This window comes from Clostridium sp. D5 (assembly GCF_000190355.1).
GTDB classification, from domain to species: domain Bacteria; phylum Bacillota; class Clostridia; order Lachnospirales; family Lachnospiraceae; genus Faecalicatena; species Faecalicatena fissicatena_A.
Genome location: NZ_GL870812.1, coordinates 234911 through 252180, shown reverse-complemented (window position 1 = coordinate 252180; position 17270 = coordinate 234911). Strand labels below are relative to the sequence as shown.

Genomic DNA, 17270 nt, shown 5'->3' with positions numbered 1-17270 from the left:
TTTAGGCACCGCCATCCCCGGCTTTCCAACAAAACAAACATTAAGGCTAAGCTTTACACGGCAAACAGCCTTAATTATCCCCCAGACCCGGCCTTACATAATATAGCGCCTATATAGGGGTGGCATTTACTCTGGCAAAAAAACAGGTAAATCTCACTTCCGGCATAGTGCACCTATTTTTAAGGCTTTTCATGGTGGATTACTATTATTTTACACGAAATTCACATAAAAAACAGTCCTATTTCACATTTTTCACGAAATAGGACTGACCAGACTGCATTTACTTTGATAAAGTTGCATTAACCCTGAAATTCAACCTTGTAATTTTTTTAACACACATATTACATATCAGAAAATCAATTGTCCATATTTTTCTGTACAGCAAGCTTTTCTTCCCGGGATCCATCCCCCACGGTTTCATTTATAAAACAAGTTCCTGCCACAAAATAATCTTGTAGCAGGGAATAAAAAACTCTTACTCTAATTATTAATATTTATTTTTTCTTCTACCAACCAATGATTCAGACTGTTTGCAACATTTTTCATCTGAAACACTTCACAATATGTGTGAAACTTCTTTGCTATCTCTATAAGTTTCGCTTTGTGTGTTTCCTTACAATTAACTCCAATAAATATTCTCTTTGGCAAAAGATCTAAATACTCCCCATAAAAACGTGGTACTAATGCTCTTATTTCTTTTTCGTGTTTCCAACTCTTATGCTTACTTGTCAATGAAAGATATGCAATGTGATTCAGCGCATTCAATTCACCAGACATTTCATCTTCACCTTTCCCTTCCTTTATTAAATCAAAGGTTTGATCAATTATATTCCCAATAATAGAATTTCCTGGAGCCCTTGTATCGTCATATGAAACTGGATACATAAATTTTTTCATCTTTCGATCAATCATATACTCAACACAAAATCCCGAATGATTATTAGCATAGTAAGCCCACATAGGCATATTTTGTTCCTTTTCATCCGAATTACAAAAGCACCCTACACCTGCATTAGAATTGATTTGTTCAACAAAATTGTTAAACCATTTAGGGTCCCAACCTTTATTTCTCAATTCTTTTTCATCAAATACAAATGTTTGTCCTTCAAATGGATCATTAAATCCTTCCAGACCCGACATATATACTTTTCCTTCTGCTAAAGTACTTAGCCTTCTTTCATTCTTTTCTTCATTATCATCTAACCGATAATACTTATAAAGAACATCTGGAATACATGAATTTTTATACTCCGTAGCTTCCTTTAATTTATCAGTAGCAATTAAATCTATGTAAAGATCATAATCCATAGGTAATCTCCTCTTTTGTATCACTTAATTTTCTATTGTCGTTTTCAAGTACAGATTATTTCTTCTGCACAATTGTAGATACTGCTCACCCTCTGAAGCCAAGATTTACTCTCTAAGCCCTACCTCTAGACATTCAAATTCGGATTGCATGGTTCTATTTGCTTTCCACTTTGATAATTACGATAATTCTAATTAGAACAATTTAACAGACGGTGTTTGTTGATTTTTGCGTTCCATATAAAAACGCCTCAAAACCAAATTATTATTGCATGAATATCCATTCGGAAATTTCTATCAGCAACACTTGAATAACTGTTTAAAAGTGGATACTTCTACTAACACAACTGCCTCAAAATCTCCATAATCTGTCCATACTCTATATCCTGCGCATATACAAATTTCTTCTGATATTTCACCCACATTTCCTTTAATTCCTCACTATCTGAAACCAGAGCAATGATTTCTTCTGTATTGCTAATCTGTTCTATACTTCCTCTGTGAATTGCTGTAGCTGTCAGTGCTTCTTTGAATAACTTCTTATCATATTTTTGCGTCGTTCCCAGAATATAAATATCATAATAATCTCTCGGTCTCGTATTAAATATTCCACGGCTCAAGACTGTTTCCACTTTCTCAGCCATTACCGTTTCAATATTATATCCCCAAAGCCTGATATGTACCTCATCATCAAATATCCCAGTAAACTCATATTGCACTGCGGATGGTGTAATTACATCTCCTGTGGATACATCTATGGAAAGTGGTGTGACAATCGTATCATATACTGCATTTAGTCTTACACAGAATCCGCCATATCTATCATCCTTGCGAATCGGTGCAATAGACACCACTTCAAATGAAATATCATCGTAAAGGTCTATATTACAGATACCCTTTACTGCTTCTAGAATCTTTTCTTCTGTCAGCGGAAGATTCTTCAATGTGGTATCCAAATCCATTGTAGACCTGGTATCCAACCCAACAATCGCTGCAATCAACATACCGGCCTTTTATCACAAATTTTTCGTTATACTCTGATTCAGACATTCTTGCCAGAAATCGTTCAAACATATAATTCTGAAGAACTACCTGCGCAGCAATATTATTACTTTTGGCATAATTCTTTATTTTAGCTTTCAAACTCATGGCTTTTGAACTCATAGCAACACCTCCAGATATCTCTTCAACTCTTTTACCACCTTAAACTGATTGGCATAAACAGAAAGTAAATTCAAATCTTTTCCATCATAATTTGCATAATTTTTAATGGCACTGATGACCATTTCTTCATCACAACGCTTACGGCATCTAAGGAAATCGCAAATCGTCCTCTCAATATTATAACATCTGACTAGATTGCCTAACGTAGTATATCTCTCGATAACTCCCACTCCATGCAATTCTGGTTTTACATAAAAGCAATTACATTCATCTTTCAGGGAGTTTGGCAATGCAGCATTGCTTGGAAGCGTCACGGTATGCATGAATGGTGTACGTTCTGATAATCCATTCAGAAATAATGCCGTATCGTGTGAAAAAATAATTTTATCAGATCGAAGCATCAAGGTATACATATCGTCATGTACTGCGCTAGGAAGTGTATAAACACCCTGTCTACAACGTTCCAGAAGTCCTTCTTTGACGTAATTCGTCAAAATCTGATTGGAGTATCCTAAAGCTAACACTTGCGCTGTCGTAATTAGGTTATTATTCTTTTTTATTTCATCATAAATCTTCTGATTGATTTCCATTTTTCCACCTCCAGCCATTGACTTTCAAATGGAATTTTATCATATTTCCATTCAAAAATCAACTTTTTAACTTTATTTTCAAATGGAATTATTTGCTTTTTCCATTCAAAAGTAAACACCCTTACATTTCTGCAAAGGTGTCACAATTAATATTCTTAAACAGTTTTATAATTTTTATCTGTAGACCAGTTCCCGCAACACAATCTCTTCCGCCCGGTTGTGAATGCTGTTTTTACATCTGATCCATTCCATCTGGTTCTCTGCTTTCAACTGTTCAGTCACCCCATCAGCATCCTGCATCTGCTGTTCAATGACTTCCAATCTTTCCTGTACCTGCTCATCCAGATCCGCCAGATATGTGCTCAGTGTACCTTTTAGAACCAACTGCTGGTAAAATCCTGGGCGGTGTTCTTTTAGAAATGTTTTATGTAATCGTCCATATTTTCCAACCGGACGTCTTTCGTCCTCATTCAATGTCAAATCCGGGATATAATAATCCCCGACCAGTGTATAATGTAATCCGCTGTTTTCATCGTAAATATGTTTCTTTAATTCGTTCATAATTTGCCTCTCCTGCGTCTTTTATTTTGTCACATCAAGACCCTAACTAACGGTTCAAAATTATTTTGAAATGGTGTAGTAGAGGGTGTTGCGACGCTGGAAACGCTTTATTTACGGGCTTTTCATTGTAGTTTCCCATGACATTTCTTGTATTTCATTCCACTACCACATGGGCATTTATCATTAGGATATATTTTCACCCTTTGTCTAGTTTTTGTTGGGAAATCCACAGGTAAAGGAACCACACCTTTAGAAAGAAGTTCTAACGCCCTTAACCTATAGAGATATTCCGAAATCACTAATAATGCTTGAAACATACTTAACGCTTCTATTTCAAACTCAAGAAGATATTCTTTTTGCTTTTTTTCTCTCTTTTTAGGATCTGGAATATATATTATACTTTGGGTTGATGTATCATATTCAACATCATTATGTCCAATTGCATTTCTTAATTTCTGGTTGTACTTTACATCAATCGTACGCATATAAATCTCATTTGTATTATACAAATGAAATCTTTTTGCTTTAGTAGCACCAATAAAAGAATCAAGTGAAACAATGCTCACATCGTTATTAACAAATTCGTTTGCTTTCCCTCTATTCTTTATATTATCTATTGCAGCCGGAATAATAAGCAGATTTCCCAAAGTTTCATATGCATCTAAATAAAACTGCTTAACATCCTCATATGTACTTGTACTAGTTCCTTCAACTTCAAAGTCAATATTATTATCGTCACAAAACTGTAACGAAAAAGCCGGAACCAAATATGGAAATGCATCTACAAACTCGCCCAATAGTGTATTAATCTGTTCCTGCATTTGATTTAAAGAATATCCATCATGTGAATTAAGATATTCTATTAATTGTTCTATCTCACCTTTGTCTAATTTTAAGATACTCGATCCAATTTCCGGGAGATTGATTATCTCAGGCTTTAAAGGTGCAAGGAACCCCTGAACTTCAACCATGCGAACAGCTCTCATTATTTCTAGTTCATTCCTACTCTTGATAAAGTCTTCCGGAAACAGCTTTTTTATTTCTTGTATTAGATACTCTTGATTACCACCTTTATTCAATTGCAATACTCTTTTGTACTGAGGCCATATCTTTGCTGTGTGAATAAGAGTTGACATACTTCTTCCAAATTTTTCATAGTTCTCAAACTCTCCCATCTTCTGCTGGAATCTTATAAATGGAGTAATAAAATCCCCCTGCAGAACCCAGCCATCACACATTTTCACAGTTGTAAATTCTCCAGAACACTCAACCACATAATCTGGAAGATTTGTAGGATTAACATCTACTCGTTCTGCATTTTCAAATTCAAATTTTAATCCTGGCTCATCTTGTCCAATATGAACCCGTCCTTTTAATGATATTCCGCACTTTCCACATGTGACCGCAATAGGATGTTCTTCCATCCAACCAACTTGCAATCTTATTCTTGTAACACTTCCACAAACTTCACATTTTATATATTCGTTAAATACCACTCAAATCACTCCTGCTCTAATTGATTACATTGCTTTAATCTCAAAAGATATAGCAATGCATACGCCCTGTTATACAAATATTCAATGAACTGAGAATCATTTAATGCTTCTCGTTGCTGTTTAGCGTCATTTAAATAATCATTGTGTCGTATATCAAAATATTCATTAGATAATTTCATCAGCTCATTCAGTTCATTTTTTACTACGGCATATACCTTTGAATCTGCATTTTTATTTACAGATAGTGCCAACTGCGAATATTGTTTCGTTCGATTTCCTTCTTGAATTGAAATTAAATACTGTAACGAATCAATTAAAAAATCTAATGCACTCTTCTTCTCCATAAGATCATTACTATTTATCATATCTTCTGAAAATCTTATTTTTCTTTCAAACATACGATAATTAAGAATTTTGTCTATGCCATATGTCGTTTTATATCCTTGTTTCAGCAAAATACCATTTTGTAATCTATATGGAAGCTTAAAGATTTTTAATCGTTCATTTACTTCAACCGTAAAATCATAATGTGTTTTTCCATCATTCTTAATCCAATATTTATATGCAATCTCAATAAAGTTTTTAATTTCGGATATGTCGCCTGAATTATTCTTTAATGATTCTGGATATTCTATTCCTCTATATAGCTTATATTCATAATCATAATCCAATTCTAAAAACCAGGTTCCTCCATTCCAGTTATCCCAACGCAAATACTTATCCTTTAAAAGATCTAGATTAACTAGTTCTGTCTCAAACCATAAAATAAACGACGACCAAAATCTTTTTACTTCTCTATTTTCATCATCATCTTCATCTATGTATTGAATTTCATTATCCGCTAAATATAATTTCAACAATGCTACCACAGTATTTGCATCTCTAGATTCCGTTCCACTTCTGAGTAAAATGCTTGACTGAATTTCTGGTATATCCTTTTGAAAAACATTTGCGATTTCAATTATTAAGTCAAATATATCTTGTGAGTATTCTAAACTTATTGGATTAGAAATTGCATCATTTACTTTTCTTATATAATCAATTACCATCTTTGCTTTAATCGAATTCAATATATCACCTTGCCTTTTTCGCAATATTTTCTAAAATATATTATATCAACAGTTCTATGTTTTTTCTACAAAAATAACGCCCCAACTATAAGCCAGAGCGTCACTATTCTTCTATATTAAATTGCCTTAAACATCTTCTGAACCACTGGTTTTCCCTTCTGCTTTTCCACTTCTGCCTGCGCCTTTCTGAACTCTTCCATCTTCTTCAATTCTTCCTCGGCATCGTCAAAACTAATATGCGTGTACACATTCATCGTAACACTTATATCTGAATGCCCCATAAGGTATTGAAGTGTTTTAGGATTCATCCCGGCTTTGGCTTGATTGCTACAGTAGGTATGCCTGCATACATGCGGTGTGATATTCGGCATGTGGATAACAGCTCCTAATTAACTTGTGTAGCCACCTATACCATTATTCCACATCTTATATACGTAAGGTAAAATGAGGGATAACTTCAGATATCTATAAACTAATTCCTACAGCACAATCTCTTCCGCTCGGTTATAAATGCTGTTTTTACATCTGACCCATTTCACCTGGTTTTCTACTTCCAGCTGTTCAGTCACACCCTCAGCACTCTGTGCCTGCTCATCCAGATCCGCCAGATAAGTGCTCAGCGCTCCTTTTAAAACCAACTGCTGATAAAACCTTAGGTGGTAGCCTTTTAGAAGTGTTTTATGTAATCGTCCATATTTTCCAACCGGACGTCTTTCGTCCTCATTCAATGTCAAATTCGGGATATAATAATCCCCGACCAGTGTATAGTGCAATCCATTGCTTTCATCATAAATATGCTTCTTTAATTCGCTCATGATTTTCCTCTCCTGCGTCTTTTATTTTGTCACATCAAGACCCTAACTAACGGTTCAAAATTATTTTGAAATGGTGTAGTAATGGTGTAGTAGAGGGTGTTGCGACGCTGGAAACGCTTTATTTACGGGCTTTTTAGGAGTTTCTCATGATACTGCCGTGGCAGATAAATAGTATTTTTATCATTGATTTTATATCCCTTCATAAGCCTTTAAACCTTGATATTACGGGCTGTCCGGCGCTTTGTTAATTTTTCGTTTTTTGCCACAAACCTACGCTATTCTTTATAAATCTACGCAAATTCATGGGGAAATGGTATAGTAAGTGGTATGAAATATGTTCATAATATTCTCCTGAATTGCTTTCAATTTATATAAACTTAGAACAATCATAAAATGAATCATCATATGGAACTATTTACCTTTTGGACACAGTTCATAAAATTACCATTTGCTTCAAATATACTGATCTATAACTTTATAGATCAGTATATTTCACTGCACTTCCTTTTGCCTTCTCCACCGGATACTTTGCCTCATTCTGTACCATTTTCATATTTACAATTTCATCCACATCAAGTCCAAGTTTGTCCAACATATTCTGGCAATAAACAATCACATCTGCAAGTTCTTCTTTCACATGTTGAAGATCATATTCCGTATCACTCCACTGAAAACATTCGAGAAGTTCATTTGCTTCAATTGAAATAGACTTTGCCAAATTTTCTGGTGAATGAAATTGATCCCAATCACGGTCAATTGTAAAATTTCTAATTCTGTCTATGGTTTTCTGTTTCATTTGTCCCTCCCAATTAGTACTCAGCTTTATTTAGTGCTTCTCTTAGTTCTTTGTCGCATGCATATATATACATTCCGTTCACTCCACGTGTCATGAGTACACGAACTTCATGTTGGATCAATATTTCTCCAAACTTTTTCTTTGAACCGTCAGATAAGGTTCTATTACGTATTGCCTTATCATTACGGCTTTCTGATGGGTCAAATATTACTTTTCCATCTCTATATTTTACAGATGGACCAAGAATAACCCCTGCGTAATTAAGATCAAATCCCTGAATTGTAAAAGTTGATCCAACTTCATCAATTGTTTGCGGCTGTTCAGCCCAGGCTAAATCTTTAATCCCACGTTTTTCTTTTTTCGATAATTCGTTTTTTAATTCTCCATTCCATGGCTTATGCCATTTTCCAATCATCACTTCCCAATACTTCCGAAGTCTATCCTCTGGCTTTTTGTTCGAATTATACTCCCAGTCATATGTTGCAATCACTCTCGAAAGTGATGAATCTCCACTTCTTGCTCTCTTATTAATCTCCGAATCAAGTTCTTCTGGGTTATTAACGATTTTTAAAGTGTATCCACCCAATCCCTTCGGAAGTTTTTTCAAAGTTCTTTCTTTTGTAAAAGAATCAATCCAATCAACTACAGCTGCATCTGCCTGCATTCTAAGCTGCTTACTTAAAATGATATGATTATCCATTTCTTTTGCTTGATTCCGATATTCCTCAAGTATCTGCGATTCCCAAAATTGCTCTGTTGTAAGGATCTGATTTTCATCAAACATAACAACAGTGACTCTCGCCCGATCAATGATATCTCTAAGCTGATTTTGACCTCTATATGATTGCTTTCCTTGAGTCAGAAGTAGATGTGCTTCATCAACAAATGCCACATCTACAGGTTCATCCGCTGTATGATTATTGATGAATGTGGTCGGTTTACTTACCACTTTCCCGTACTTTTCTGTCAATCCTAACTTGTCTGCTATTTGTTTATATACTGTGATTTGTTCATCATGATTTACCAATAGATGACATTTTAATTCTTTACCATTTTCTTCTGCCTGGCAATATAACTCATAAAAAGTGCTGCTATTCAAAACAGTTTTTCCAGTTCCAGCTTCCCCATCAATAAAAATCAGCTGTTTTCTTTCTCCATTTGTAAGAGCCCTTATTACTCTTTCTATAATCAGTTCTCTTGCTTTTTCCTGATCCTCTGTAAGCTTATGTAAAGGTGATGCTTTATATATTGCTGAATCTTTTATGGAACTCTCAGTTGGAAAAAGCTCCTTATTTTCTCTTCTAAGCCCACTCCATATTTTTCGAAATATCTCATCAAGTTCATCCATTGGGTAATAACTTGTTTGAGGATTATCCCTTAAATTATGCACATGTTTTACACGTTCTACACTCATCATATAATGCATAAGGCGATTTTCAATATCTAATGTCAATGATTTATTAAAATGTTCATGACCAATAATAAAAAGGCTTGCATCTTTTTCCAGCAGCTTATGCTGCCATTTATTTGTATCTGCTGCAGAATCATAATGTTGCTTTGTTCTCTTGAGAATATCATTAGATTCGCCTACATAGACTTCATAGTCTCCTGAATCCTGCCAATTATGAATATAAACTGTTGGAAAATTCATAATAATTTCTTGTGCCGATTCCTCTTCCTTTGGAAGTGTTACATTTTCAAAAAAATCCAGTGCTTCTCTATTATCTTTAATTTTTCTAATAATCGGTTTCGCTACTATACTCATATTCTTATCTTCCTTGGATCTTCTGGTTTCTTTGTATCGGATCGAATGAGCCAGGTTTAATGAGGCCAGCTCTAACTCTCTAACCATAAACATATCCCTACATACTACATTACCTGTACTATACCATACCATTGCATTTTAGGACATTACGATTTACTAATTTATGATTTACCTTTGAAAAGAACAACATGTACCTGCTTCAATAACGATTCATAATTGTAAGCAGAACTCTGATGGTACACAATTACTTTCTCCTATTCATCAGGTGCTAGCTCTTTTTATTAATACTTATCCTCCCGGGTAATACGCAGAATCAAGTAGCAAAAAGTATATTAAATTCCCGCCTTACTCGTCTCAGCTTCTTTCCGTCTCTTTTTTTGCGCTGCCTTTATCTGACGCGTTTCATACATATCCCGAATCCACAACTTCACCGGTGCCTTCCACTGCTCCTTAGGATTCGGTATATTCTTGATCAGACTCTTCGGATTAAGCTCCATCTCTATACCATGCTCCATAGATCATTTCATTGATGATTGCATCAAAACTGATCTCCTCTACTGTATCCTTGGTCAGATGCAGGATTGCCTCAAGCCAGTAAAACTTATAACACTGTGAAGGATCTTTCAGCATTCTCGCAAATTTGTCTGTATCCAGATTATTTTCGTAGATTATCTCGGACTCCAATTTTAATTCCATATTCATGATTCCACCCATCATTTACCAGACAAACAGCACAACTTCTCACGCGGTCCTAAAACTTCTTCTGCATATTCTGCTCGTCTATTTGCCTGCAGCTTGTCTTTGTCTTCCTCTGTTCCCGAAGCCGCATATTATCTCGTCTTCTCCAGGTCTTTCTTTTAAGTTCCCAACAGTTCATAATAAAATATATACTGCTGCATAACGCCTTCGCAGCCTTTATACCGCCTCTTCGGAAAACCTTTCGGATAATGCTGCTCCAATGCCTGATTAATATGTGTATCTACAGGAAATGCCGCCAGGTGATGAAGTGCAAACAGACAGATGCAGTCCGCAACCTTCTCCCCCACTCCGTACAGCTTCAAAAGCTCCTCTTTTGCCTTTTTATAAGGCATTTTTCTGATCGCATCCAGGGAGATCTCCCCATTGGCCACGCTTCTCGCTGTTCTGACCACATACTTGCTTCGGTATCCCAGATTACACGCTTTCAGTTCATCTTCCTCCAGGCAGGCCAAAACTTCTGCCGATGGAAATGTGTAATAAATATTTCCGTCAGCATCCTCTTTTCGTTCCCCGTATTTCTGGCATATATTCTGGATACATCTTCTGATCCGTACAATGTTATTCTGCTGGGATATCAAAAACGACACGATCATTTCCCATAAATCCTGGTTTAAGATGCGGATACCGCAGCCAAAATCTGCCGCAGACATCAGGTATTTGTCACGCTGGCTGATACATTTTCTGTATTCTTCATAGTCTGTATCCAGATCAAAATAATGTTTCCAGAAATCTTCATATTCGTTTTCACTGCAGAAAAATTTGCATTTATCTCCATTCTGCCGGATTTCCAGATATCGTTCTCCCGCTATCACGGAATATGTATCGTCCCCCTTCAGGCTCATCCGGAAACACTGTCCGGAATTACAAATCTGGGATATATCAAAATTATCTAACGTTTTTTCAATCATCGCTTTCATCCGTATTTCGTCTACTCCACTCCTGTCTTTGCGCAGATATCTGCGAGACAGCATTTGTCACAGTGTGGTTTTGTCCGCGCCGTACAAACATCGCGGCCGTGATATACAAGCCTGTGGCAGAAGTCGCTCCCCTCTTTTGGCGGTATGATTTTCCATAGCTCCATCTCTACTTTTTTCGGATCTTTCAATCCGTCTACCAGTCCCATACGGTTCACCAGACGGATGCAGTGCGTATCTGTCACAATTGCGGGTTCCCCAAATACGTCCCCCATAATCAGATTTGCACTTTTCCGCCCTACTCCTGGGAGCTTCATCAGCTCGTTAAAGGTCTTTGGTATGCCGCCCTCATATTCTTCCTTTAATATTTTCATGCAGGCGCTGATATCCCGGGCTTTGCTTTTTCCAAGACCGCATGGCCTTACAATGCGCTCAATCTCTTCCACATCCGCTTCTGCCAGTGCATCCACATCCGGATACTTTGCATATAAATCCTCTACCACAACATTTACCCGGGCATCTGTGCACTGTGCTGCCAGGCGGACACTCACAAGCAGCTTCCATGCCTGGTCGTAATCCAAAGTGCAGTCCGCATCCGGATATTCTTTTTTCAGCCGTTCTATAACCTCTAATGCTAATTCCTGTTTTGTCATCCTGTTCCTCCAATAAATACTTCATCAAACGCAGTATACTTAACACTTTATCCTTTTACAGCTTCTTCTATTATAACAATCCGTCTCATCACTTTCCAGTTATAATTCATGACTCTTTTAATTTACATAAAAGGAGGGTATTGGAAAAACACACGCCCGAAACTCCCCCATTATGGCATCCGGCTCTTACATTACCACGCATGTCCACGGGTACTCTTTAATAACATATAGGAATCCACCATGAACTTTCATAACATAATAGACAGAGCCGCCGCTTCATAGAAGTGATTTATACTATGAAACAACAGCTCTTTCCTTTAATTTAAAAATTTTTCAACTCATCCATCATAGCCCGCCGGTTCCGATACTTATTTCTCCATGATTTCACAATCTGTTCGACCGTTTCAGTCCCATTACTGAATTCTTTCATATGAGTTAAGATCTGCGCCAGTTCCTTATACATTGATCTGCCGCCCTTCTGACCCGCCATCTCTTCTACATTCTCAACATAAATCTGTAATATTTCATCCCCATACTCTTTCTGTAATATTTTCTCAAATCGCCTCAGCACAGATAAGCTCTTTAATTCTTTTATTTCCTCCATCAGACGCCCGTAAAGTTTCTCTTTCTCAAGCAATTCGTATAAATGTTTCTTTCCATATGGAGACGCTAAAACTTTTTCCAGTTCCTGTTTCCATTCTGTTTTGTTAAACATGGCTTTATACTCATTATACTCCTCCTCCAAAGCCCAGGGGTCGTTCAAAATAATCTGTGCCAGTTCTGCACGGTACTCCGCCTCATTTCCCATCTGCCTGTATATCTGCATTAACATCCGCCTGTAATCAAGTACCAGACCTGGTTTGTTTTCTGCCTGTTCCATGCTTTCTTTTAAAAGACGGATAGCCTGTTCCTGATCTCCTGCCTTCTCATACTTACAGATCCAAAGGCTGCGTACCTGATCTATGTCCCAGTGATGACGTGAGAATTCCATTATGTCTTTATCAGAACATCCCATTTTTTCCATGAGATAAATTTTCTCCAATACATACCTATTCATATTACCTGAATAGTTCCAGGAATCCGTCGGCATTTTGTATTTTCTTATTTTCTCTTCGGCCATATTCATCATCTCTGACAGGATTTCTTTTTCTTCGCAGAAATCAAATAAGAACCCCCATGCCGTCTCTTCTCTATATCCCATCCCGTTATATTTTAGAGTATCCAGTAAACTGGAAAACATCATTTTCTTCAGGCTTTGCTCATCACATTCATCTAATAACGCTTCCCAGGTATCAGTACAATAATCCATAATTCCGCTTAAAACGCCATTTGAATTATCAATATCTACATACTCCAGCTTTTTAAATAAAAACAGTGACAGTTCAAAAATCTCCTGATAGCTGCCTCGCAGCTTCAGTTTATCAGTTAATTCCTCCATAGTACTGTACAGCTGTTTTTCCAGTTTTGTACCTTGATAATAATCGATATATCCGTATTCCCCGGACTGTTCTTCAAAAATCCTGTTGATCCGGCCCTTGAATATGTCCATCATTTCCCGGCTGTCACTGAAATGGTACTGGATTTTAAATTCTGCATATAAGTTCTTGTCTTTATACAGAAGTCCTTTTACATATTCTCTAAGATCGGCTTCACTGATGCTGTCAACGGAAGCAGCAACTTCCTGCCGCCTGCGCTCCGTGTCGGGTATGTCTGCAGTTTTTCCAGATTCGTTGTCCCCACTCTTTCTGCTGTAATCTGTAATCTCATATAAAACAGCAGCCATATGTTTACAGTTACTACCGCCTTCTGCATAAGGGCAGTCACAGTACATCTCTGCCACTTCGTCATCTTCCAATATAATCTCCACTTCATAATCGTAGGTACCTCTGACAGTCGCCTCATATCCTTCTTCTGTACTATATACCTCAGATACCATTCCCGACGCCCAGTAATCATAGCCTCTCTCCAGTATCTTATCAGAAAATAATCCCTGCCAGCCTTCATTTATCATATGTGCAGCCTCCATATCGCTTTTTTTAATTATAACACCCCGCAATATGAAAAACAGCAGTCTCATACAATTTCTTCCGCTATATTTCCAGACAGTTCTTCCTCTTTATGCTGATATTTCTGCTGCATTGGTAAGCCGTGATCCCGAATCCACTGACCATCGAGGTTAATAATGCGGTACATTCATTCACTATAGGGGGAAAGAAAGATGGAATCATAGTTACGCCTGAGCCTCTCCCTGCGTCTGATACTGTCCCTGCCTCTCACTGCCAAGCTCCCCGGATGCCTTTCTGCTGTACCACGCGATCAGAAGCCCCAGTACTGCCGCTGCATAGAAAATCACAAATACGCCGTCACTCAATTTTTCGAAGAGAAATCCGTAGGCCATCTGTCCAACCGGCTGCGCACATGTAGAAACCGCTATGATCCAGGCAATTACTTTTCCGATCATTTCCTGGGGCACAGTTATCTGAATATAGGACATGATCTGAATTGTATAAATAGATGCAAATGCCATAATCACCATCCCTACAATTGTCAGCGCTCCATATGTCAGGTATGCCGGCCCGTCCAGCATCAGTATGACACCGATTGGTACCAGAAGCCCACCACAGTATGCCAGCAGTTTCCAGCTATTACTCACCTTCAGCCTCGCCCCCAGTGCACCGGCTCCGATTCCCCCTGCCAGCCCCCCTACCGCCAGGGCCGCCTGCATAAATCCATACAGCCTGGACGCCTCACTCTCTGAAAACTTTAACAACTGCATGACAATGACGGGCAGCCCTATAATCATTAAAGAGGACATTACCAGATTTACTCCGGCACAGCAAAGTGTCAGTTTTCCTATCTCAGATTTTTCACGACTGATGTAGGAAATACTCTTTTTTAAATCCGTTTTCGCCTCCCGCAGCACAGAAACATTCCGTGATCTCTGCGAAAAAGGAATATGGATGAAAATCTCCATGACCGCTGACAAGAAGAAGCAGCCCGCCGCTATCACCAGGACCGGATAAATTCCCCACAAACTATAGGCAACACCCCCAAGCGCCGGTCCAAGAAGGCCAGAAAGCGAAGATACCATATTGATCACAGCATTTGCAGGCATGACTTTTTCACCGGATACCAGAACCGGTATGCTGGCCTGCACAGAGGGCTGATATGCACCGGAAATACCGTACAGCATAAAAAGCATAACCAGAACCAGCCCTGTGATATTTACTTTTCCATATAAAAGTAAAAACATGATCGTCAGAGCCGACGTAAAGAAATCCAGAAATACCATGATATTTCTTTTGTTTACCCTGTCCGCGATGATGCCGCCTATTGGTGACATTACCGCCAGCGGGATAAATGCACACCCGGAGACAACGCCCAATACCGCCGCCGAACCTGTGACGTTCAACAGATGGATCGGCAGCGCAAATCTCATAACAGCATTGCCGAACAGTGAAATGATCTGGCCGATCACAACCAGCCAAAAATCTTTTGAGAACCCTTTTTCCTGATTCATATATAACCTCCATTTTATAATTTCTTTTTAATACCGACCGTTGGTATGTATTGAATTAAAAATTATCTGCCCTGTCTGGACAGGACAGATAATTTCATATGTTTCCTAACTGGTACATTAAAAAATAAGTAACTGACTCTTAAGCCTATATACATTTTCGAGAATGCTGCTCCTCAAACGTAGGCGCAGCGGGCTGCGCTGAGGCTTGAGGAGCAGCGCTACCGGAAATTTAGATTGATTTAAGTAGCAGTTAATTATGATTCTAGGTACTAGTTTTGTTTTTCTCATAAATGGCTGCATACCCCTCTAAAGCAGTGAGCACCTCATCGTCGATGACGTCTAACCCGAAAAATTTCAGTATAATATGATAAAATTTAACCTTTTCAATCATTTCTTCGGGGCCGCAGTGATAAATCATCGGATTCAGCCATATATTGCCCAGCAGCATCATGACTTCAGCCATCTGCTTTGGATATTCCGTCTGAATGGAACCGTCTTCGATCCCTTCCTCGATTACCTTCCAGACCATCTCCGTTGCCTCCTCCTGGACACTATCACGCAGATACAGTACGAGAAGCTGGGGATTCTTCAGCATATCCGGAGCCACCTCAAACATCTCCTTCTGCGCAGGGTTAAAAGCGGATACACGGAAGAGTTCTTTCAGCTTTTCTATCCCACTCAGATCCTTTCTGTGATACACCTTCATCATCTCAGACTCGGAGCCAAGGTACATCTTATCCGCAACCGCCATCATAATATCTTCTTTTGACTTAAAATGATGGTATATAGCTCCTTTGCTCAATCCTCCCAGGTGATCAATAATATCCTGGATGGATGTGTGGTCGTACCCCTGCTCGCTAAAAAGACGGGCGGCGGTGTCGATGATTAAATTCCTTGTTTCTTCGGGATACTTATTTCTTGCCATGTCCTACTCCTGTTTTTCCTTTACATACTAACGGTATGTTTATTATACATACTAAGAGTATGTATGTCAACAACTTTTCCTTATTGCTCTACCCAGATATCTCCATTCCTGGACTCTAACTCAATCGGGATATAGTTAACGAGCTTTAGACTCGTTGACGGACGGGGACGCTTAATGACAGGGATGCCGGGAAGGTACTGGGGCTGTATATGCCGCTGCGAGATGCACACCGTGCTGCCAACTGCCCCTAGGACACCCACTGCCGGCCAGCCGGGTACGCAGAACACATCACGGGAAATCTGATGATTTCCCGCGCTGGGTTCTGCAAAAACTTGATTTGGTGATCAAGTTTTTCCCCGCCTGCCCGGCAGTGGGTGTCCAAGGGGCAGTAGGCGCACTCGAGCATCTCGCAGCGGCATATACAGCCCCAGTACCTCCCCGGCATCCCTGTCATAAAGCTGGCTCTTCCGGACGGTAGGAAAGGGCTCGTTCCCCGGGTGGGTTCCCTGACCGGGGCAACGGATGGAATCGAATTGGCGTAACTTTCATATCCCCAGAAGTCTTTTTAATAGACTTGAGTATAGCTTAAAATAAATTCAAGCTCATAAAGTATAAAAGCGACCATACCTGCTGGGGATATGAAAGTTACACCAATTCGATTCCATCCACTGTCCCGGTCCGGGACCCAACCGGGGAAGGAGTTCTTTCCTATCGGCGGATGAACCTAGCTTACCGTGAGCCGGGACGGACTGTGAAAAACACCTGTCCTGTTGGAAATGCTTTTAGCGAGCATAGCAGCAGTTAGAGGAAATCCGTGAAATCAGTCAGAAAAAATCTGCTTTCGAAGCAGATTTTTAGAACGCCTGAGGCGTTTAATCATCAGATTAAACGGTGAATGCGTTCGGTTCTGACTGATTTTGCGGATTTCCTCTTACTG

The 17270-nt window shown here is 38.7% G+C and carries 16 protein-coding genes and 1 pseudogene; all 17 read right to left on the bottom strand.

All coding sequences use genetic code 11. The annotated features are described in order from the left end of the window. Positions 1 to 480: 480 nt before the first annotated feature. The 17 genes and pseudogenes from HMPREF0240_RS11310 to HMPREF0240_RS11230 all read right to left on the bottom strand — a co-directional run bounded on the left by HMPREF0240_RS11310 (position 481) and on the right by HMPREF0240_RS11230 (position 16333). On the bottom strand, positions 481 to 1308 hold the full coding sequence (locus HMPREF0240_RS11310) for a DUF2971 domain-containing protein (protein ID WP_009003555.1): 828 nt from the start codon (positions 1306 to 1308) through the stop codon (positions 481 to 483). A gap of 335 nt (positions 1309 to 1643) precedes the next feature. After that, the gene (locus HMPREF0240_RS11305) at positions 1644 to 2267 is read right to left on the bottom strand and encodes a nucleotidyl transferase AbiEii/AbiGii toxin family protein (protein ID WP_242833333.1); all 624 of its coding nucleotides are present in this window, start codon (positions 2265 to 2267) and stop codon (positions 1644 to 1646) included. Beyond that, positions 2191 to 2469: a hypothetical protein gene (locus HMPREF0240_RS25010; protein WP_242833332.1), complete on the bottom strand. Its 279-nt coding sequence runs from the start codon at positions 2467 to 2469 to the stop codon at positions 2191 to 2193. The genes HMPREF0240_RS11305 and HMPREF0240_RS25010 overlap by 77 nt, the downstream gene beginning before the upstream one ends. Next, the gene (locus tag HMPREF0240_RS11300) at positions 2466 to 3059 is read right to left on the bottom strand and encodes a type IV toxin-antitoxin system AbiEi family antitoxin domain-containing protein (protein ID WP_009003554.1); all 594 of its coding nucleotides are present in this window, start codon (positions 3057 to 3059) and stop codon (positions 2466 to 2468) included. Before HMPREF0240_RS11300 ends, HMPREF0240_RS25010 begins: the two co-directional genes overlap by 4 nt. Before the next feature lie 174 nt (positions 3060 to 3233). Continuing rightward, entirely contained in the window at positions 3234 to 3620 is a 387-nt protein-coding gene (locus HMPREF0240_RS11295; protein ID WP_009003553.1) for a TnpV protein, read from the bottom strand. Positions 3621 to 3742: 122 nt separating this feature from the next. Further along, entirely contained in the window at positions 3743 to 5116 is a 1374-nt protein-coding gene (locus HMPREF0240_RS11290; RefSeq protein ID WP_009003552.1) for an SEC-C domain-containing protein, read from the bottom strand. Positions 5117 to 5121: 5 nt separating this feature from the next. Beyond that, positions 5122 to 6186 carry a hypothetical protein gene (locus HMPREF0240_RS11285; RefSeq protein WP_242833331.1) on the bottom strand — a complete coding sequence of 355 codons (1065 nt, stop codon included), beginning with the start codon at positions 6184 to 6186 and terminating at the stop codon, positions 5122 to 5124. A 116-nt stretch (positions 6187 to 6302) separates the two neighbouring features. After that, a pseudogene (locus HMPREF0240_RS11280) lies at positions 6303 to 6557 on the bottom strand (tyrosine-type recombinase/integrase); the annotation flags it as partial. Positions 6558 to 6665: 108 nt separating this feature from the next. After that, the gene (locus HMPREF0240_RS11275; protein ID WP_009003550.1) at positions 6666 to 7001 is read right to left on the bottom strand and encodes a TnpV protein; all 336 of its coding nucleotides are present in this window, start codon (positions 6999 to 7001) and stop codon (positions 6666 to 6668) included. 475 nt (positions 7002 to 7476) lie between these two features. After that, on the bottom strand, positions 7477 to 7797 hold the full coding sequence (locus tag HMPREF0240_RS11270) for a nucleotide pyrophosphohydrolase (RefSeq protein ID WP_009003549.1): 321 nt from the start codon (positions 7795 to 7797) through the stop codon (positions 7477 to 7479). A 13-nt stretch (positions 7798 to 7810) separates the two neighbouring features. Further along, entirely contained in the window at positions 7811 to 9562 is a 1752-nt protein-coding gene (locus HMPREF0240_RS11265; RefSeq protein WP_009003548.1) for a DUF2075 domain-containing protein, read from the bottom strand. 486 nt (positions 9563 to 10048) lie between these two features. After that, positions 10049 to 10258, bottom strand: coding sequence for a hypothetical protein (locus tag HMPREF0240_RS11255; RefSeq protein ID WP_148486326.1), 210 nt, complete (start codon positions 10256 to 10258; stop codon positions 10049 to 10051). 161 nt (positions 10259 to 10419) lie between these two features. Continuing rightward, entirely contained in the window at positions 10420 to 11229 is an 810-nt protein-coding gene (locus HMPREF0240_RS11250; protein ID WP_009003545.1) for a DNA glycosylase, read from the bottom strand. A 20-nt stretch (positions 11230 to 11249) separates the two neighbouring features. Further along, the gene (gene nth / locus HMPREF0240_RS11245; RefSeq protein WP_009003544.1) at positions 11250 to 11888 is read right to left on the bottom strand and encodes an endonuclease III; all 639 of its coding nucleotides are present in this window, start codon (positions 11886 to 11888) and stop codon (positions 11250 to 11252) included. 322 nt (positions 11889 to 12210) lie between these two features. Then, complete coding sequence (locus HMPREF0240_RS11240; protein WP_157134239.1) at positions 12211 to 13899, bottom strand: SWIM zinc finger family protein; 1689 nt, start codon at positions 13897 to 13899, stop codon at positions 12211 to 12213. 219 nt (positions 13900 to 14118) lie between these two features. Then, complete coding sequence (locus tag HMPREF0240_RS11235) at positions 14119 to 15408, bottom strand: MFS transporter (protein ID WP_009003542.1); 1290 nt, start codon at positions 15406 to 15408, stop codon at positions 14119 to 14121. A gap of 262 nt (positions 15409 to 15670) precedes the next feature. After that, positions 15671 to 16333, bottom strand: coding sequence for a TetR/AcrR family transcriptional regulator (locus tag HMPREF0240_RS11230; RefSeq protein WP_009003541.1), 663 nt, complete (start codon positions 16331 to 16333; stop codon positions 15671 to 15673). Positions 16334 to 17270 lie beyond the last annotated feature (937 nt).